This window comes from Mycobacterium sp. Panama NTM2, assembly GCF_054355555.1.
This window is the reverse complement of the sequence record NZ_CM135953.1, coordinates 2,521,093-2,540,040: the sequence shown is the minus strand read 5'-3', so window position 1 is coordinate 2,540,040 and position 18,948 is coordinate 2,521,093. Positions and strand designations below refer to the sequence as shown.

17 protein-coding genes and 1 tRNA gene are annotated in these 18,948 nt (G+C 65.9%); 8 read left to right on the top strand and 10 right to left on the bottom strand.

The genetic code is table 11. From position 1 onward, the window contains the following. Positions 1-39: 39 nt before the first annotated feature. Positions 40-669, bottom strand: coding sequence for an ANTAR domain-containing response regulator (locus ACXYX3_RS12150; RefSeq protein WP_241203619.1), 630 nt, complete (start codon positions 667-669; stop codon positions 40-42). A 93-nt stretch (positions 670-762) separates the two neighbouring features. Between ACXYX3_RS12150 and ACXYX3_RS12145 the strand changes: the two genes are divergently transcribed. Continuing rightward, positions 763-839: transfer RNA gene (locus ACXYX3_RS12145), tRNA-Leu, on the top strand. A gap of 478 nt (positions 840-1,317) precedes the next feature. Further along, complete coding sequence (locus tag ACXYX3_RS12140) at positions 1,318-2,490, top strand: hypothetical protein (RefSeq protein WP_458611841.1); 1,173 nt, start codon at positions 1,318-1,320, stop codon at positions 2,488-2,490. On the opposite strand, the gene ACXYX3_RS12135 is transcribed toward ACXYX3_RS12140, so the two are convergent. Then, on the bottom strand, positions 2,452-3,720 hold the full coding sequence (locus tag ACXYX3_RS12135) for a PE-PPE domain-containing protein (protein ID WP_458611840.1): 1,269 nt from the start codon (positions 3,718-3,720) through the stop codon (positions 2,452-2,454). The two genes, ACXYX3_RS12140 and ACXYX3_RS12135, sit on opposite strands and share 39 nt — an antisense overlap. Positions 3,721-4,020: 300 nt before the next feature. Between ACXYX3_RS12135 and ACXYX3_RS12130 the strand changes: the two genes are divergently transcribed. Beyond that, entirely contained in the window at positions 4,021-4,638 is a 618-nt protein-coding gene (locus ACXYX3_RS12130; RefSeq protein ID WP_241203622.1) for a DUF998 domain-containing protein, read from the top strand. Here ACXYX3_RS12130 and ACXYX3_RS12125 read toward each other — a convergent pair. Beyond that, on the bottom strand, positions 4,589-5,386 hold the full coding sequence (locus tag ACXYX3_RS12125; protein WP_458611839.1) for a nitrilase-related carbon-nitrogen hydrolase: 798 nt from the start codon (positions 5,384-5,386) through the stop codon (positions 4,589-4,591). The two genes, ACXYX3_RS12130 and ACXYX3_RS12125, sit on opposite strands and share 50 nt — an antisense overlap. 50 nt (positions 5,387-5,436) lie before the next feature. Between ACXYX3_RS12125 and ACXYX3_RS12120 the strand changes: the two genes are divergently transcribed. Then, a complete protein-coding gene (locus ACXYX3_RS12120; RefSeq protein WP_458612062.1) occupies positions 5,437-6,729 on the top strand; it encodes an adenylate/guanylate cyclase domain-containing protein in 1,293 nt (430 codons plus the stop codon). On the opposite strand, the gene ACXYX3_RS12115 is transcribed toward ACXYX3_RS12120, so the two are convergent. The 7 genes from ACXYX3_RS12115 to ACXYX3_RS12085 are packed head-to-tail and all read right to left on the bottom strand — an operon-like array spanning position 6,704 to position 13,411. After that, positions 6,704-7,201 carry a Dps family protein gene (locus ACXYX3_RS12115; protein ID WP_458611838.1) on the bottom strand — a complete coding sequence of 166 codons (498 nt, stop codon included), beginning with the start codon at positions 7,199-7,201 and terminating at the stop codon, positions 6,704-6,706. The two genes, ACXYX3_RS12120 and ACXYX3_RS12115, sit on opposite strands and share 26 nt — an antisense overlap. A gap of 38 nt (positions 7,202-7,239) precedes the next feature. Then, positions 7,240-8,997: a DUF2339 domain-containing protein gene (locus ACXYX3_RS12110; protein ID WP_458611837.1), complete on the bottom strand. Its 1,758-nt coding sequence runs from the start codon at positions 8,995-8,997 to the stop codon at positions 7,240-7,242. A 43-nt stretch (positions 8,998-9,040) separates the two neighbouring features. Continuing rightward, on the bottom strand, positions 9,041-9,697 hold the full coding sequence (locus tag ACXYX3_RS12105) for a LuxR C-terminal-related transcriptional regulator (RefSeq protein ID WP_458611836.1): 657 nt from the start codon (positions 9,695-9,697) through the stop codon (positions 9,041-9,043). Continuing rightward, positions 9,667-10,743 (bottom strand): MacS family sensor histidine kinase, encoded by a 1,077-nt coding sequence (macS, locus tag ACXYX3_RS12100; protein WP_458611835.1) that lies wholly within the window; start codon positions 10,741-10,743, stop codon positions 9,667-9,669. The genes ACXYX3_RS12105 and macS overlap by 31 nt, the downstream gene beginning before the upstream one ends. A 38-nt stretch (positions 10,744-10,781) precedes the next feature. Then, on the bottom strand, positions 10,782-11,534 hold the full coding sequence (locus tag ACXYX3_RS12095; RefSeq protein ID WP_241203859.1) for an amino acid ABC transporter ATP-binding protein: 753 nt from the start codon (positions 11,532-11,534) through the stop codon (positions 10,782-10,784). Positions 11,535-11,551: 17 nt separating this feature from the next. Next, entirely contained in the window at positions 11,552-12,469 is a 918-nt protein-coding gene (locus ACXYX3_RS12090) for an amino acid ABC transporter permease (RefSeq protein ID WP_458611834.1), read from the bottom strand. 15 nt (positions 12,470-12,484) lie between these two features. After that, positions 12,485-13,411 carry an ABC transporter substrate-binding protein gene (locus tag ACXYX3_RS12085; protein ID WP_458611833.1) on the bottom strand — a complete coding sequence of 309 codons (927 nt, stop codon included), beginning with the start codon at positions 13,409-13,411 and terminating at the stop codon, positions 12,485-12,487. A gap of 191 nt (positions 13,412-13,602) precedes the next feature. Between ACXYX3_RS12085 and ACXYX3_RS12080 the strand changes: the two genes are divergently transcribed. The 4 genes from ACXYX3_RS12080 to cydB all read left to right on the top strand — a co-directional run bounded on the left by ACXYX3_RS12080 (position 13,603) and on the right by cydB (position 18,905). Continuing rightward, positions 13,603-15,507 (top strand): bifunctional serine/threonine-protein kinase/transporter substrate-binding domain-containing protein, encoded by a 1,905-nt coding sequence (locus tag ACXYX3_RS12080; protein WP_458611832.1) that lies wholly within the window; start codon positions 13,603-13,605, stop codon positions 15,505-15,507. A gap of 233 nt (positions 15,508-15,740) precedes the next feature. Then, on the top strand, positions 15,741-16,319 hold the full coding sequence (locus ACXYX3_RS12075; RefSeq protein WP_241203630.1) for an HdeD family acid-resistance protein: 579 nt from the start codon (positions 15,741-15,743) through the stop codon (positions 16,317-16,319). A 63-nt stretch (positions 16,320-16,382) separates the two neighbouring features. Continuing rightward, positions 16,383-17,840, top strand: a complete 1,458-nt coding sequence (locus ACXYX3_RS12070; RefSeq protein WP_241203631.1) for a cytochrome ubiquinol oxidase subunit I — start codon at positions 16,383-16,385, stop codon at positions 17,838-17,840. Positions 17,841-17,855: 15 nt separating this feature from the next. Continuing rightward, the gene (gene cydB, locus ACXYX3_RS12065) at positions 17,856-18,905 is read left to right on the top strand and encodes a cytochrome d ubiquinol oxidase subunit II (protein ID WP_458611831.1); all 1,050 of its coding nucleotides are present in this window, start codon (positions 17,856-17,858) and stop codon (positions 18,903-18,905) included. The last annotated feature ends 43 nt before the right edge of the window (positions 18,906-18,948 follow it).

Sequence of the window (18,948 nt, the reverse complement as noted above, 5' to 3'; positions counted from 1 at the left end):
CGGAAACGCAGTCTTAACGGACGGGGTGCCGATTCCCCGTCATTCCGCGGGTGCGGCGGCGTCGGTGGCCGGCGGGTCGAGCGTCTCGAGAACCACCTCGGCGACGCGCTTCATCGTGGTGCGGCGGTCCATCGCGGCCCGCTGAATCCACTTGAACGCCTCGGGTTCGGTCATGTTCTGCTTGCTCTGCAGCAAACCCTTCGCACGCTCCACCAGCTTGCGGGTCTCCAGCCGGTCGGAGAGGTTGGCGACCTCTTTCTCCAATTCGGTGATCTCGCTGAACCGGCTGACCGCCACCTCGATGGCCGGAATCAGATCGGTGATGTTGAACGGCTTGACCAGATAAGCCATCGCGCCCGCGTCGCGGGCGCGTTCGACGAGTTCACGCTGGCTGAAGGCGGTGAGGATGACGATCGGCGCGATCCGCTTGGCTGCGATCTCGGCGGCGGCGTCGATGCCGTCCCGGCGGGGCATCTTGACGTCCATGATCACCAGGTCCGGACGCAGGGATTCGGCCAACTCGACGGCCTCCTGACCGTCACCGGCCTCTCCGACGATCTCGTAGCCTTCGTCGCGCAGCATCTCGGCCAGGTCGAGCCGGATCAGCGCCTCGTCCTCGGCGATCAGGACTCGGTGCGGCGCGGCGGCATCTGTCGGGGACGCAGTCATGGTCCACATTCTGTCCGCCGATGCCCGAATGAGCGAGCGCGGGGCCATCCTCTAAGGTGAGAGGCCGCACGACGCGGCGCGGCGTGCCGGGACGCCCCCGTATCCCAACTGGCAGAGGAAACGGATTCAAAACCCGTCCAGTGTGAGTTCGAATCTCACCGGGGGCACCAGTACTTGCACTACTTTCCATGTTCCGGCTCTGCGCCCTGATGTGACGGCCGTGGGAGTCATCTCCGGGAGCACATCGTCGGGGCTAGCACGAACGTTTGCGCGTCCGATGCTGCGAGCAGATCGAGCAAACCGCAGGTGACAGGTCGCGGCGACGAGTTGTCGGCGTCGCACCCGCGGCGCGAATCACGTCCCGATAGCCCACTGCGGCCCCCGTGCACCTGAAATATTGTCGCGCTCGTAGAAAACAACCCGGCACGTCAATTCATCCTTGTTGCCAGAACCCGTCCCCGAAATGACGGTCGCGATGGTCAGATGACTGGTTCAACAGAAGACCAATGAACGTCAGCAAATCGATCATGATTGCCTCGAAAAGGCGTCAGAGTTTGCCAGCAACGGTTAAAGTCCCCGCGAAGGGATCAGGGGGATCGCCTTGTGGGAGGAAACTACGTGAAGACGGGTTCGATTCTCGCTGTCGGCATGTCAGCAACAGCGGCGGCACTCCTTGTCGCGCCGGTGACGCATGCGGCGCCAGTCGGCGACGAAGCAAGCGGAAGCGATTTCAGGCTGCACGACACGGTCGGTGACACCACGGCCGACGGAACCGTCACCGTCGCCGCGGCCATCGACGAGGGTGACGTGCTGCCACTACTGGCCGTCATGGAGAAGTCCGACGGGTCCAACCACGACCAGCTGGTGAAACTGTCGACGATCCTCAAGCCGATCATCGACTCGGCCCGCAAACGCAACAGTTACCCCGAGAAGAAAGGCCAGACCGCGGCATCCGGTCGAGACGACCAACGGCGCGCTCCGCAGGATCGGGTAGCGACCGTGTCGGCGCTGGCGGCACTGTCGGGGTCGACCGCCTACATGGACGGCATCTTCAATGTCGGACCCGGCTGGAGGACCATCACCATGCCCGACGGGAGCACGTGCGGCGCCGGCTGCAACGAGGTGAAGTGGAATTACATGACCACCGACGGCAAGAGGGGCGCGGCGGCCGCGGCCGGGGCGTGGATGGACGCCCACGACACGCCTGATGCGGTGCTCTACACCTACTCTGGCTCCGCTATCGGCGCCCAGGATGCGCGCGCGCTGCGTCCCGACTGGCAGGGCAAGATCATCCAGTTGGGTTCGCCCGCCCGCCCCAACAACGGGGCGACCTACGAGGAGGGCGGGCGTCCTGTGCTGCAGGTCGGCGGCGGGACCATCGAGTACATCAGCACCAAGAGCGACGAGGCGGCGGTGCGAAGGCAGTGGTATGGCAATCACACCTTCGGCTACGGCGGGCGCGATTTCTCCGAGGAGACGCCGGTATCGCAAACACATTACGGCGACAACGTGATCGACCGGGTGTACGCCGACCCACCGATCAGGGCCTCGTGGCTCACCGGCCTGTTCACTCCGAAGGCCTCTACCCAGAGGGCATCCGAGCAGGGTTACGTAGGCCAACACCGTCGTGACGAAACATTAACGGAGCGTAAGCAAGTGGTGAAGGACATCGCCGACGACGCCGAAAGGGCGACCACCAAGAAGACGCGGGAAACGAAGACGGTGAACAAGAAGCCCCGCCTCCGTGACGGAGACGGGGCTTCCCGGCGGAGCTGGGGCGGGTCAGCTCTCCGATCCGGCGCTGTCGCCACCGGAGCCTGATGACGACGACGTGGCGCCGACCGTCTCTCTCTTCTCGGGCGCGGCATCCTTTGTCGCCGTCTTGTCCTTCCTGGTGGTCAATTTCTTGACCTCGGTTTTGATGCTGTCGCTGAGGTTTTTGAAGACGTTCCTCTTGACCGTCGCGGTGTCGGCGCCGTTGTCGTCGTTGTCGTCGGTCTGACCCTTGCTCAGGGCCTTCGACAGCGTCGTGCGCGCAGGCGGCGTCACGGCGTCCTGTGAATCATCGACCGGGACACTGACTTTGAGCGTCTGGCTGGCGTCGTCGACGACCGGCTTCGGAGTGGCCGCGGTCGGCAGCGGGATGTTGACGATGCCGGTCTGCCACTTCTTCTGCTCGGACGGGCGGTTGCGTTTGTAGGCCGAATCAATGATCGGCTTGAGCGCTGCGCTGAGCTTGGCCAGCTGCGCCGGATCGCCACCCGCCTCGAGCATCGGCTGCAGCAGCGGGAGAATGGGGTCGTTGTAGGGGATCAGGATCGTGGTCACCGACCCGCCGTCCTTGTTCGTCTCGACCTTGTAGCGCATCGGGTCGTTCTTGAAGTCGGTGTTGAACGCCGCGTCCACATGCAACATGTCCGCCCCCTGCACGGCGTTGAGCACCGCGAGGATGTTGAACATGTTGTCGGGCATGTCAGCCACCCCGTCGTATTCGGCGGCCACCACGTACACGTTGTAGGGCGTCACCGGGATGTCGGGACGGTACTTCACGCCCGAGTAATAGACCCGGCTCGGCGCACCGTAGAGCATCACGTTCATGTGCGCGGGATCCGGGACCGGTTTGCCGGCTTCCCGATCCGCTTCCAGCTGCTTCAGGGCCTCGATCACCGATGGTGCCCCTTTGGACACACCACCGATGGTCAGCACCGTGCCCGTGGGCTGGGCCAAGACCGCGTTGTACAGGTTGGCAGCGCCCTCCGGAATCGACTCCGAGAAGTCGGCGTCGCCGGGGAACGGCACGCTGACCCGATCGTCGTAATCGGCGAAATACCCGCCGAACGCCGCCATCATCTCTTCCGGCTTCAAGACCGCATAAGACCCCTTGCCGCCGACCAAGAGGGCGGTGACGCCGTTGGTGCACTTGTCCGTCGGACAGGACGTCGCATCCGCCGCCTGCGCCACCGGAGCAAACAACAGGCTCCCCGCTACGACGCATCCCGCCACTCCTGCCGGACGCTTGCGCGCATGCTTCAGCGCGTGAGCTCCCCCCATGACCATTCCTCCCAAATGATTCTCAGGTACTGCACGATGACGTGCTAGCAGGGACTTTAACAGTTAAAAACGTCGGCACGTGTGCTTTCAGCAAAGATATAAGTGCATTGCCACGCGCAGCCGACGGTCGCAGGGGATCGGCCGAGGATCGACACGGGCTGCTTCCGTCCTGCGCATCCGTGTGCGATTCCAGCAAGCAAACTCGACCACCATCACACGCCATGGCGGGCCTCCCCCGTGCCGCTGTGGTCAACTCCCGGCTGGCACGCTGGTGGTGTGCGCACTCCCCACCCGACAATCGTGCGTCGAACGAGCGGTGTCCTCGCTCTGGCTGCCGGGATCAGCTACCTGACCGTCGAAGCGATCGCAGCGGCGCGGGTGCCGGCCTACAGCTACGTGGGCGACGTCATCAGCGATCTGGGACGCCCGACGTCGCCGCTGTCGTGGTGGATGAACGCCGCTTTCCGCGTCCAGGGCATGGCGTTCGTGGTGACTGCCGCCGTACTGGTCGCCACGGCGCGGCCCGCGCGCGGCGGCCTGATGTTCACCGCGCTCGCATCCTTGTATGGAGCGGGTTCGGTCGTCGTCGGCCTGGTCCCCAGCGGAGGCAGCCACACGGCCCAGCTACTCCACGTCGCCGGTGCGACCGCGGCGATCGTCGGGGGCAATCTCGCGCTGCTCGCAGGCGGCGCCGCCGGCCTCCCCGGGCGATCCGCGGCCGCCAGGACCCTCGGCTACATACTCGGCGTCCTGGGCCTGGCGGCTGCGGCGGCGCTGATCGGCACCGACATGCCGCAGGGAGCGTGCGAACGGGTGGCGATCTACACGATCATCGCGTGGCAACTCGTGGTGGGTGTCGGCCTGGTGTTCAGTACAGGTCCAGCCGACGATCGTCGAGCAGATGGACGTACTCGGTGATGTTCTTGTCGCGGCTGAGCGAAAGATCGACGTCGGCCATCGCGACCGATTCCCCGGGCCCCGCCTCGGCCACCACCCAACCATCAGCGGCGACGATCGCCGTGCCCTCTGTCCAGCGTTGACCACGCTCGACGCCCGCGCGGTCGCACACCGCAACGGCGACGTGGTTCGTACGAGCGGTCGACATCGCGGTGATCACCTCGCCGGGGTGCTCCCCGTCCGGGCGCGGGAACAGCGGCCAATTGACCGGGGCGACGATGAGATCGGCGCCGTCGACCACGGCCCGGCGGGTCAGTTCCGCGAATTCCAGGTCGTAGCAGAGCATCACGGCCACCGCCCCATGCCGCGTCGGCAGCACGGGCGGCAGGTCGCGGCCGGGCGTGAAGATCAATTTCTCCCGGTCCCACAGGTGGGTCTTGCGATAGACCGCTGACACGCCGCCGTCGTCGAGCACAGCGGCGCTGTTGTAGAGCACGCCGTCCTCGCCCAGTTCGCAGAACCCGAGCGCCACCAATGAATCTCCTGCTGCGGCAGCCCATCCCGCGAACCGGGCATCGTCACGCGTCAGCGCCACCGAGCGGGCCTCGTCGTCGCCGCTGAGCATGTAGCCGGAGGTCACCAATTCCGGCAGCACGATGATGTCGGCGCCGGCAGATCGCGCATCGGTGATCGCGGCGGAGATGCGCTCGGAATTACCGTCGAGGTCACCGATCTGCGGATCGATCTGGCAGCACGCGATACCCGTCATTCGAGCAGGTTATCGCTGCGATCGGCGATAAGCTCCGCATCGTGCGCAACGTGCGGTCCGTCTGCGTGCCCGAGGTGGCACTCGAAGGACGCACGACCTCGCTCAGCCGCCACCGGGCCGAGGCGGTGTCACGCAGGGTCCGGGTGCTGACCATCGCCGGGTGGATCGCCGCCGCGGTGTCGCTGATCTTCGGGTCGTTCCAGGTGGTCGTCGGCGGTGGGTTCGCGTGGTTGGGCGTCGTCAACATCCTGTGCGGGCTCGCCTTCCTGAGCATCCCGCGGTTGTGCCCGCTCGGTGAGGTCGTCGCCCCCGTGACATTCGTGGTCGTCGCCTATGTGTCGGTCGGGTTCTTCTGCTACACGATGGGCACCGACTCGGGGTTGCAGTTCTATTTCCTGGTCGCCGCGTCGCTGACGGTCCTCACGTTGGGCATCGAACGCATCACGTTGGCCTCGGCCATCGCCGGCACCGGAGTGGTCCTGATCATCGTGCTCGAACTGACCGTGCCCGACGATCGTGGTCTCGGTCCGTCGTGGTTCCTCAAAGTCGGCTTCGTGTCCTCGGTGGTCTCGTCGGTGGTGATGATCGTGGCGACGCTGTGGTACACGCTGCGCGAGACCGAGCGCGCCGAGCGCGCGATGGAAGCCGAGTACGAGCGGTCCGAGCGGTTGCTGGCCAACATCCTGCCCGAGACCATCGCCGACCGGCTCAAGGATCCGGCCCGCTCGGTGATCGCCGACAAGTACGACGATGCGTCCATTCTCTTCGCCGACATCGCGGGATACACCAAGCGTGCCAGTGACACCGCGCCCGCCGAACTCGTCCGGTTCCTCGACCGGCTCTACACCGACCTCGATGCGCTGGTCGATCAGCACGGCCTGGAGAAGGTGAAGACCAGCGGGGATTCCTACATGGTGGTCAGCGGCGTACCCACCCCGCGCACCGACCACCTCGAGGCTCTGGCCGCGCTGGCGCTCGACATGGCGGATGCCGTCGCCGGTCTGACCGACGCGCAGGGTCGGGCGGTGCCGCTGCGGATCGGGATGGCGTGCGGACCGGTGGTCGCCGGCGTCGTCGGCGCGAGGAAGTTCTTCTACGACGTCTGGGGCGACGCGGTCAACATCGCTTCTCGCATGGAGACCACCGATGTCGAGGGCCGCATCCAGGTGCCCGATGAGGTCTACGAACGGCTCAGACATCGCTTCGTGCTCGAAGAGCGCGGCCTGGTCGACGTGAAAGGCAAGGGCCCGATGCACACCTGGTATCTGGTGGGGCGTCGGGCCCCGGCCGCCACGCCGGCCGAAAAGCCTTCTGCCGTCACACCTTCCGGTTCTCCGACTTGAGCAGCCACGCCAGCTTTTCCAGCCCGTCGATGAGCTGATGCAGGATGTCCGCGGTGCTCGGGTCTTCGGCGTCGACTGCGTCGTGCACGTCCCGCAGCGTGGCGACGACGGCGTAGATGCGGGTGGTGACGAGGTCGACGACTTCGGCGCTGCTGTGCTCGAACGCGGGGAACTCGGGCAGCGAGGTGGTCGAGGCGACGGTGTCGGACCGGCCGTCGGGCACCGCGTCGAGCGCCCGCATGCGTTCGGCGATGGTGTCACTGGCCTCGCGGGCGAAGTCGACGACCTCGTCGAGCTGCAGATGCAGATCGCGGAAGTTGGTGCCGACCACGTTCCAGTGCGCCTGCTTGCCCTGCAGGTGCAGTTCGATGACGTCGACGAGTACGCGCTGCAGCGCTGCGGACAGGTCAGAGGATGCCTGGAAGCCGACGATGTCGGCTTCGGTCTTGCGAGAGTGAGACTGTGTGTTCATGACCATGACAACATCTCCTTTTCTGGACTCAATCCAGTCTAGTGTGTGTCGGCGGTCACGTGATCCTGACGTTCCAGCAGCCGGGCATATCCGGCGCCCATGCCGAGCAGGATCAGCCCGACGACGATGAACACCGCCACTCGGAACATCCCGTCGAGTGTGCCCAGATCGAACAGGAACAGCTTGGCCACCGCGGCGCCCACGAGCCCGAGGCCGCCGGCGATCGGCACCGACCGGTCGGTCCGCGGCACACGCACGGCGTGCGCCAGCAGCGCCGCCGCCATGGCGATCCAGCAGATCGTCGCCACCATGTGCCCTGCGTAGAAACCGCGGCCTTGTCCACCGATCAGCACTCCGGCGGTGACGGCGAAGCACGTGACCGCGTAGGCGACGATCCCGGCGGCCACCGCCGCCCACACCGCTCGCTGCGGGCCCGACCACGACCACGCGATCGCGACCGCGGCGATACCGACCAGGATGCTCGACACCAGGGTGGACGCGCGTGCCGATTCCACCGCGTCCGCGGCGGACAGCAGAACGCTCGGCGGAGCGTAGGCGACATGCAGCAGCGCCCCGATCGCAGCGAAAAGCATTGCCGCACTGCGCGCGATGACATCGCGCCGGCCGGCGACAGCGACCACGACGGCCATCGCGAGCAGGATCGGGCCCGCCACCGATCCGTCGAAGGCGACCGTCACCGCGATCAGGGCGCTCACCGCCGACAGCGCAGAGAACACCCGGCGGGCGATGCCCGCGACGCCCGGCAGCTGATCGCCCACCAACACGATCGCCAGGAGCGCCCCCGCCAGCGCGGCGATCATCAGCGCGGCGACCACCCGGTCGACGACCAACCCGACGCACAGCAGCGGCGTCACCCCCGCCGTGGTCAGAAGCGCGAGAGGAGCAGCGCGACGCGAGCCGGGCAGCAGCACCACCGCTGCGACGACAGCCAGCACCGCGGCGATCGCACAGGCGCCGGCCAGCCACAGGTCGTCCCGCCCGTCGAAATGGCGCACGACGAGTGCGAACAGCACCGGAAAGGTCGCCGCGGCGGTGCGCGCCGCATGCAGCCACACCCAGTCCTTGCCCAGTTGCACCGGCAACGAGGCAGCGGCGAGCGCCAGCATGAAGCCGACCAACAGCAGGGTGTTGCCGTCTGCGACCACCGGAGCCAGCACGGTCAACGGGATGAGCACCAGCAGGCCGAGGTGCTCGGAGTCCCAGCGGCGCGCGAGCGTCAACCCCGCTCCGCCGACCGCGGAGGCGAGTACCAGTCCCACGCCCGCAGGAACCCATCCGTAGATGGTCGTGACGGCGATGACGTCCATGTACGCCGCGGCGATCCCCGTGGCCGTCACGGCGATCGCGCCGACACGACCTCCGGAGCGGTTCTGCAGTCGCCGTCCAGCAGCCACCAGCGCGACGGCCAACACCACGCCGCCGGCCACGCGAAACTCGGGCCGCAGGATGCCGGCCTGAGCGGCGAGCACCAGCAGCAGCACGACGCCCATCAGCGTCACCGCGACGCCGGCGACCGCGAGCAGCTTGCCGATCCAGCCCTCCGAACGCTCGCGCACGGGGGCAGGCACCGGAGGTGGCGGCAGAGGCGCCGGCCGCGGCACGTAGCTGGGGCCGGCCGGTACGTACGGCTGGGGCGCGGGAGGAGGCGGCGCAGGACGCGCGGTGAGAGTTCGATCGAGCTCGGCCAGGTCGGCGGAGACGCGGGCAAGCTGCTGCGAGAGCGCGATCAACTCCGCGGACAACCGGGCGACGACAGGTGCGTGCGGTTCGGTCATGACGCCATGGTGGCAATCAGATGTGCCCGGCGGATGAGTACAACTACTCGTCGAGCCCGTGCTCGATCGCGTAGCGCGCGAGTTCCACCCGGTTGGCCACCTGCAGCTTGCGGAACGTGGCCTGCACGTGGTTCTCGACGGTGCGGTGACTCAGCGACAGTCGGGCGGCGATCTGTTTGGCGGTCAACCCCTTGGCGACGTAACGCAGGATCTCGGTCTCCCGCTCGGTCAGGCTCGGCTGCGCCGGACCCGGTTCGTCGCGGGCGATGCGTCGGTACTCCCCCAGCACCAGACCCGCGAGGCCCGGCGTGAACACCGCGCGGCCTTGGGCGGTGGCGCGCACAGCGTCGGCCAGATCCTGCTTGGAGGCACTCTTGACGAGGTACCCGGTGGCCCCGGCCTTGACCGCCTCGAGCACGTCGTCGCGTTCGTCGGACGCCGAGAGCACCAGCACCCGGGAGAACGGTGACACGGCCAGCACCTGCGCGGTGGCCGCAGCGCCGTCGCCGTCGGACAGCCGCATGTCCATCACGACGACGGCGGGATGCACGACTGCGGCGCGCCGTGCCGCAGAGCCGACCCCGTCTGCCGTCGCGACCACGTCGAATCCGTCGTCGGCCAGGTCGCGCGCCACCGCGTCACGCCAGATCGGGTGGTCGTCGACGACCATCACCGTGATCGCGGTACCGTCAGCTCCCATTCGACCCCCATTCCCGGTCCGGTGTGCAACTCCGCCCGGCCACCCAGCCAATCCATCCGTCCCACAATCGATTTCGCGATACCGATGCGACCCTCGGTGGCCGCTTCGGCGAGTCGCCCGTCGGCGATCCCCACACCGTCGTCGCGCACGCTCACCGTCACCGCGTCGTCGAGGTCTTCCAGCAGAACATACGCGCGGGCGCCGTCGCCGGCGTGCGCCTCGACGTTGTCGAGCGCGTTGCCGACCGCGGCGCACAGTTCGTCGGCCACCGCGGAATCGAGCAGCACTGCGTGCGCGGGCACGCTCACCGACACCCGGTCGGTGGCCCGACGCCGCAGCATCGCACCGAGGTCGGCCTGCGCTCCCGGCACGGTCTCATCCCCCGCCACCACCAGGCGCCGCAGCGCGCGTTCCTGCTCACCCGCGAGCTCAGCCAATTGCGCTGTGTCACCGCCGATCTCATGGCCCCGGCGCGCCACCAGGGCCAGGACCTGCAGGACACCGTCATGCACGTGGCGGGACAACCGCTCTCGTTCGATGACCGATGCGGACAGTCGAGCGGCCCGTTCCAGCTCGGCGTGGGCGCGCCGAGCGGTCTGCGCGGCCATCCCCACCGCCAAGCCCACCGCCAATTCGATGACGATCGTCGCGTTGCGGCTGACATCGACGTTGACGTAGCCCTTGAGCGCCGCGCCGAGTGACATCACCACCAGGCCGACGAGCATCCCGCCGACCGGGCCGAACAGGATGGCTGCCGAGATCGTGGCATTGGTGGCCCACAGCGTCGTCGGCAGTGACTGGTTGTCGGCGATCCACGCATCGGAGGCGACCAGCTCGGTGCACATCACCAAGGCCACCACCACCGCCAACTCGGTCAGCACCCACACCGGGCGACGCCCGAAGCCCTGCAGGTAGGCGACCGCGCACGCGAGGCTCCAGCCGATCAGAGCCGCAAAGACCAGCCAGCCGCCGAGCGGGCTCGCCAGCTCGTCGTTGACCGCGAGCCCGAATCCCAGCGCATACAGGCAGCTGAGCAGCCGGAACACCTGGGCGGCCCGCCACAGCGGCGTGACCGGATCCGGCGCTACATCACCTTGGAGAGAAACGCTTGGGTCCGTTCGTGTTGGGGGTTGGCCATGATCGTGCGCGGGTCACCTCGCTCGACGACGACGCCGGCGTCCATGAATGCGAGTTCGTCGGCGACTTCCCGCGCGAAGCCCATCTCGTGCGTGACGACCACCATCGTCATGCCCTCCGACGCGAGCGTCTTCATCACCGTGAGGACCTCACCCACCAGTTCGGGGTCCAGCGCCGAGGTGGGTTCGTCGAACAGCATCAGCTTCGGATCCATGGCCAGCGCGCGGGCGATCGCGACCCGCTGTTGCTGCCCGCCCGACAGCTGTGCCGGGTAGGCAGCGGCCTTGTCGGCCAACCCCACCCGGTCGAGCAGTTCCTTGGCGCGCTCGGTGGCTTTCGCCTTGTTCACGCCCTTGACCTGGATCGGCGCCTCGATGACGTTGCCGAGCGCCGTGCGGTGCGGGAAGAGGTTGAAGTGCTGGAACACCATGCCCACCTCGCGGCGCTGCTTGGCGACCTCGCTGGGCTTCATCTCGTGCAGTTTGCCGCCGCGCTCGGTGTAGCCGACGAGTTCGCCGTCGACGTAGAGCCGGCCCGCGCTCACCGTCTCGAGGTGGTTGATGCACCGCAGGAACGTCGACTTCCCGGAGCCCGACGGTCCGACCAGGACCAGCACCTGCCCTCTCTGCACCTCCAGCGTGATGCCCTTGAGGACCTTGAGCGCGCCGAAGTCCTTGCACACCGATTCGGCCTTCACCATGGGCCGGGCTGCTTGCGTCACATCCCACCTGTACTTGCCTGCGCCTTGGCCAGCGCGTCGAGTTGCTTGGTCGTCAGCTTGCGTGACGCGCCTCGGGAGAAGTACCGCTCGAGGTAGTACTGGCCGACCATCAGGATGCTGGTCACCACCAGGTACCAGAACGCGGCCACCATCAGCAGCGGCACGGGTTCGAAGGTACGCGCCGCGATCTCTCGGGCGGTGATGCCGAACAGGTCCAGCGTGAACGGCACTGCAGTCACCAGCGAGGTGGTCTTCAGCATGCTGATGACCTCGTTGCCGGTGGGCGGGATGATCACCCGCATGGCCTGGGGCAGCACGGTGCGGCGCATCGCCAACCCCCAGGACATGCCCAGCGCGGTCGACGCCTCGAGCTGCCCCTCGGGCACCGACGTGATGCCCGCACGGATGATCTCGGCCATGTAGGCCGCCTCGTTCAGCGCCAGGCCCAGTGTGGCGAGCAGGAACGGGATCGACAGGCTCTGCAGATCGACCTGGAAGAAGGACGGACCGAACGGCACGCCCAGCCGCACCTGCTGGTAGATCGTCGGGATCAGGCCCCAGAACACCAGCTGCACGTAGATCGGTGTGCCGCGGAAGATCCACAGGTACACCCACGCCACCCAGCGGAACACCGGGTTGGGTGAGAGCCGCATGACAGCCAGGAGTATCCCGAGCGCGATCGCCAGCACCATCGAGTAGACGGTCAGCTGCAAGGTGTTGACCAGTCCGACCGTCAGCACCCGCTGGTCGAAGAGGTACTCGGCGAACACCGACCAGCGGTAGGCCGGATTGGTGGCCGCCCCGTAGATGAACAGGCCGGCAAGGATGAGGATGACGGCCGCCGCCACCCACCGCCACGGGTGCTTCAGCGGTACCGCGTCGATGGTCTGCGGCGGCGCGCCGGCATCACTCATCAGATCCGCTTTCGCCTAGGAGACCGCGCCGTTGATCACGGGCTTGTCGATCATGCCCGCTTCCAGGCCCCAGTTCCCGGCGATCTCCTTGTACTTGCCGTTCTCGATCAGGTGCTCGAGAGCCTGCAGCAGCGACTGCGCCAGCGGCGACCCCTTCGCGACCGGCCACCCGTAGGGCGCCGAGTCGAAGGTCTCGCCGGCCTGCTCGAGCTTGCCGTTGGTCTGCTTGATCGCATACAGCGTCACGGGCGAGTCCGCCGACATGGCGTCGGCCTGACCGAGCACCACGGCGTTGGTGGCCGCGTCCTGACCGTCGAACGGCACGATGCTGATGGCGGGCTTGCCCTCGTCGGTGCACTTCTTGCTCTTGGCGGGCAGCTCGTCGGTCTCCTGGACGGTGGTGGCCTGCACCGCGACCCTCTTGCCGCACGCGTTGTTCGGGTCGATGCCGGCGCCGGGCTTCTGCGCCCAGGCCGTGCCCGCGGAGAAGTAGGTGACGAAGTCGACCGACTGCTCGCGCTCCTTGCTGTCGGTGAACGACGACATCCCGACGTTGAAGGTGCCCTGCTGGATGGACGGGATGATCTTGGCGAAGTCGGCTTCGCGGTACTCCGGGGTCAGCCCGAGCGTGCCGGCGATCGCGTTCATCAGGTCGACGTCGAAGCCGACGATCTTGCCGTCGGGATCCTTGAACTCATTCGGGGCGTAGGGAATGTTGACCCCGACGACGAGCTTGCCGGAGGACTTGATGGCCTCGGGCACGGTGTTGGCGATCTCGTCGACCTTCTCCGCCGGAGCCGCACTGGCGCTCGAGCTGCCGCCACCGCTGCCGCCCGAGTCGCCGCCGCTGGCACAACCCGACAACGCCAGGGCACCCGTTGCGGCGAACACCGCCGCGACCCGCCAGATCTTAGTCCGGCGGTCTTGCTTGTCACGCAACACTGTTGCCTCTACTTTCTCTGCGGCATGTCCAGCCAAAGACGTTAACGACCGATGACCCGGCGCGCAGCGCCGGTAACGGAACAGTAGTAGAGCCGTTACTCCGAAGCAGTGGAACGACTAGGTCGAATCACGAGGCAGCCACTATGGACTGCGTGAGCCATCCGGAACGAGGATCTCGCTACGATCGCGGGGTGTTGCGCACGGGGGAGGTTTTCGCGGGCTATCTGATCGTGGGCAGAATCGGTGCTGGCGGCATGGGCGAGGTGTATCTGGCTCAGCACCCGCGGCTAGAGCGCCGCGACGCGCTCAAGGTACTGTCGTCCGATCTGAGCTCCGACCGAGAGTTCGCGGAGCGATTTAGGCGCGAAGCTAATCTGACCGCCGGGCTGTGGCATCCGCACATCGTCGGAGTCCACGACGCCGGCGAAACCAGCGGTCGGCTGTGGCTCGCAATGGACTACGTCGAAGGCATTGATGCATCTCGCCTGTTGAAACAGCACCCAACAGGCGTGCCAATCTCGGATGTCGTCGACATCGTGGAGGCGGTGGCTGGTGCGCTCGATTTCGCCCATAACAAGCGACTGTTGCATCGAGATGTTAAACCGGCCAATATTCTAATGACCTCCACAGCGCCTCGGCGAATTGTTCTCGCCGACTTTGGCATTGCGCGGCAGATCGATGATGCCGATCGGTTGACCGCGAGCAATATGACGCTCGGAACGTTCAGCTACGCGGCACCCGAGCAGCTAATGGGTGAAGCCCTTGACGGCCGCACCGACCAATACGCGTTGGCCGCCACTGCCCACCATCTGCTCGTCGGCGCCCCAGTGTTTGACCACAGCAACGCCGCTGTCGTGATAAGCCGGCATCTCAATAGCGCGCCACCACCCCTTAGCCAGTATCGGCGAGAACTGGCGCCTCTGGACGCCGTCTTGACTCGAGCGCTCGCGAAGGATCCGGATGCACGTTTTGAGACCTGTGCAGATTTCGCCAATTCGCTGAAACTGGCAGCTATGGGTGAGCGGACGCAGCTCGCGCCAAAACTGACTCAGAGACCTACGCCTTTAGCCCAGAGCGGTGCAACGTCCCGAGCAACGGTTCCGAGAGAACCTGAGTTTAGTAAGAGGAATGGGCCGCAAGAGCGCCCGGCTGAGCCCCTCGCATCCGTCGAGGGCAGCAGGCCGACAAGAACATCTCAACCGCTAATCCTCGCTAGCGTTGTCGTATGCGTCGTCGCGCTTCTCCTATCCGCTACTTTTCTTCTCTCGCGCAAGTCGGACGACGTCTCCACAGCTCCTGCTACAACCAAGGAAATTACGAGCCGCCAGGAAAGTTCCGTGGCAGCCTTGCCCCCTTCTATCGTTTCTGCAGGGAAGCTTTTAGTCGGCACTAATGTCCCGTACGCGCCTGCTGAGTTCATGACATCGGACGGCAAGATCGTGGGATTCGACGTCGATCTACTTGAGGCGGTCGCAGGCGAGCTTGGCTTGGCGGTTGAGTTCCGTTCAGTCGACTTCAACAGCATCATCCCTGCTGTTGAATCGGGCGAATTCGACGTTGGCATGGCGTCATTCACCGATACGAAACAGCGCGAAGAGAACGTAGACATGGTGAACTACTTTTCCGCGGGGACACTTTGGGCACAGCGCGCCAATGAAGCGACTATCAACCCCGACTCGGCATGCGGGATCCGAGTTGCCGTCCAAGAAACGACCGTCCAACACACCGACGAGCTTCCTGCAAGAAATCAGGCATGCGTTTCTCGAGGACTAGATCCGATCAAGATCGTGTCATTCGTAGGCCAAGACCAGGCGACTAATGCGGTCTTGAATGGCGCCGCCGACGCATTAACAGCAGATTCACCGGTTACAGATTATGCGATCAAACGGACCAACGGTCGGTTGACGGCAGCTGGCGATTTTTTTGATACTGCACCTTACGGATGGCCGGTGAAGAAAGGATCTTCCCTCGCGCTGGCTCTACAGCAGGCACTGCAGCGTTTGATCGATTCCGGGCGGTACACCGCAGTTCTGGAAAGCTGGGGTGTTGAGCGGGGCGGTGTGGAGAAGGCAACGATCAACGAGGGAATTGCCTGAATGTGATCCATGATTGGCGTCGTTTGGCGAACGGTGATTGCGCGAACAGGGCAAGTCGTGGTTTGGCGGCCGACGTTGAGGCCCCGGGAGTTGCTTAGTCCGGGAGCCTGCCCGGAAGGCGCGTTGATGCGAGATACGGGCACATAACTCTCGTTTGAGAACGACTGTGTAGAGATATCACAGCGATCCGCAAAATTGGGAGTAGGCGACCCCTCTTGTGCCACACTGCGCGCATGGAAACCCCTGCTCCCCCCAGCATGCTTGCGCATTTGTGGAAAACGGCGCTGATTTCGGGCGTCCTCGCGGTGATCCTCGGTGTCTGCGTTCTCGTCTGGCCGGCCATCACCATCGTCGTCGCCGCGATCTTCTTCGGCGCCTACCTTTTGATCTCCGGCATCTGGCAGGTCGTCTTCGCCTTCAGCCTGCACGTGTCGGCCGGCGGCCGGGTCCTGCTGTTCATCAGCGGGGCGGCCGCACTCATCCTCGCGGTGCTGTGCTTTCGCAGCTTGGCGAACTCGATCCTGCTGCTGGCCATCTGGATCGGCATCGGCTTCATCTTCCGCGGCGTGGCCACCGCGGTATCGGCGATCAGCGATCCGACGCTGCCCGGGCGTGGCTGGGCGATCGTCATCGGCGTGATCAGCCTGATCGCCGGCGTCGTCATGCTCGCGTCGCCGTTCGCATCGCTGGCCACCCTGGCCCTGGTGGTCGGCATCTGGCTGGTCGTTCTCGGCGTCTTCGAGGTCGCATCGGCGATCGGCCTGCGTAAGGCTGTCACGAAGGGCCCTGCGACCAGGGTCGAAAGCCCCTAGCCGTCACGAGCCTTTCCGCTACTACACTGTGTCGTAGAATGTGGGTGGACAAGGGAGTGGCGCATGGACGCATTGGACGTGTCGCGGTGGCAGTTCGGTATCACCACCGTCTACCACTTCATCTTCGTCCCGCTCACCATCGGTCTGGCGCCGCTGATCGCCGTCATGCAGACGGTCTGGCACGTCACCGGCAACACCGCCTGGTACCGCCTGACTCGCTTCTTCGGCAAGCTCTTCCTGATCAACTTCGCGATCGGCGTCGCCACCGGCATCGTCCAGGAGTTCCAGTTCGGCATGAACTGGAGCGAGTACTCGAAATTCGTCGGTGACATCTTCGGTGCGCCGCTGGCGTTCGAGGGCCTGATCGCGTTCTTCTTCGAGTCGACGTTCATCGGCTTGTGGATCTTCGGCTGGAGCCGGCTGCCCCGCGCGCTGCACCTGGCGTGCATCTGGATCGTCGCGTTCGGGGTGAACGCCTCGGCGTTCTTCATCATCGCGGCGAACTCGTTCATGCAGCACCCCGTCGGCGCGAAGTTCAACCCCGAGACGGGCCGCGCCGAGCTCACCGATTTCGTCGCACTGTTGACCAACAACACCGCGATCTGGGCGTTCCTACACGCCGTCACAGGAGCTTTCCTGACCGCCGGCGCGTTCGTGGCGGGCGTCTCGGCCTGGTTGATGGTCCGCTCACGACGCGCTGACGGACCCGCCGACAGCATCGCGATGTACCGGCCCGCGGCGATGCTGGGGTCGGTCGTGGCGCTCGTCGCGGCCGGCGGCCTGTTCTTCACCGGAGACTTCCAGGGCAAGCTGATGTTCGTCCAGCAGCCGATGAAGATGGCCTCTGCCGAATCGTTGTGCCACACCGAGACCGATCCGATGTTCTCGGTCCTCACCGTCGGCACGCACAACAACTGCGACAGCGTCACCCATCTCATCGAGGTGCCCTACGTGCTGCCCTTCCTCGCGGAGAGCAAGTTCAGCGGGGTGACGCTGCAGGGCGTGCAGGATCTCCAGCAGCAGTACCAGGAGAAGTTCGGGCCCGGAGACTACCGACCCAATCTGTTCGTCACCTACTGGGCGTTCCGCGCGATGATCGGCCTGCTTCTGGTCCCGGTCGCGTTCGCCCTCGTCACGCTCTGGTTGACCCGACGCGGACGCATCCCCGACCAGCCCTGGTACGGCCGCTTCGGCATCCTGACCATCCCCGCACCGTTCTTGGCCAACTCGGCCGGCTGGGTGTTCACCGAGATGGGGCGCCAACCGTGGGTGGTGGTCCCCAACCCGACCGGCGACCAGTTGGTGCGAATGACGGTCCAGGACGGCGTGTCCGGGCACTCCGCCGGACTGGTGCTCTTCTCCCTCGGCACCTTCACGCTGCTCTACGGCGCGCTCGCGGTGGTCTGGTTCTGGCTGATGCGTCGCTACGTCGTCGAAGGCCCCCAGGACCACGACTCGGAACCGGCCCCACCCGCGCCGCCCAGCGACGACGACGTCGCTCCCCTGTCGTTCGCCTACTGAGAGGACGCGAAAACCATGGGACTGCAAGAACTCTGGTTCTTCCTCATCGCAGCGCTGTTCCTCGGCTTCCTGGTCCTGGAAGGTTTCGACTTCGGTGTCGGCATGTTGATGATCCCGTTCGGGGTCGCCGGCGCGGGTGATCCAGAACAGCGAGAACGGCGGCGCCGCGCGGCACTCAACACCATCGGGCCGGTGTGGGACGCCAACGAGGTCTGGCTGATCACCGCCGGCGCCGCGATGTTCGCGGCCTTTCCGGTGTGGTACGCGACGGTCTTCTCTTCGCTCTATCTGCCCTTGCTGGTGATCCTGGTCGGCATGATTCTGCGGATCGTCGGCATCGAATGGCGCGGCAAGATCGACGATCCGCGGTGGCGCGGGTGGGCCGACATCGGCATCGCGGCCGGGTCCTGGCTTCCCGCCATCCTCTGGGGCGTCGCGTTCGCGATCCTGGTGCAGGGCCTTCCGATCGACGCCGAGGGTCGTTCGCAGGCCACGCTGACCGACATCGTCAGTGTCTACGCCCTGCTCGGCGGGCTGGCGACCACGTCACTGTTCGGGTTCTACGGCGCCGTGTTCGTCGCACTCAAGACCTCGGGCGCGGTCCGCGAGGATGCGTTCCGGTTCGCCCGCATCCTGTCGGCGCCCGTGGTCGTGCTCGCCGGTGGTTTCGGGCTGTGGACCCAGCTGGCACACGGGAAGTCGTGGACCTGGTGGGCCCTGGCGGTCGCGGTGGTGGCCCTGCTGACCGCTGTCTCGTTGATGTGGCGCGGCGAATGCGAGGGCCGGGCATTCGTCGCGACCATGGTCGTCGTCGCCGCGGTTGCGGTGCTGCTGTTCGGTTCGATGTACCCGAACCTGTTGCCCTCGACGCTGAATCCCGAGTGGGGCGTGACGATCTACAACGGCTCCTCGACGCCGTACACGCTGAAGATCATGAGCTGGGCATCGCTGACGCTGCTCCCCCTCGTCATCGGCTATCAGGCGTGGAGCTACTGGGTGTTCCGCTCACGCATCACCGCCGACGCGATACCGGCGTCCATCGGATTGGCGAGGCGTACGTCCTGACGAAGAGTTCGCGTGCCCCGATCGACCCGCGGCTGTGGCGGGT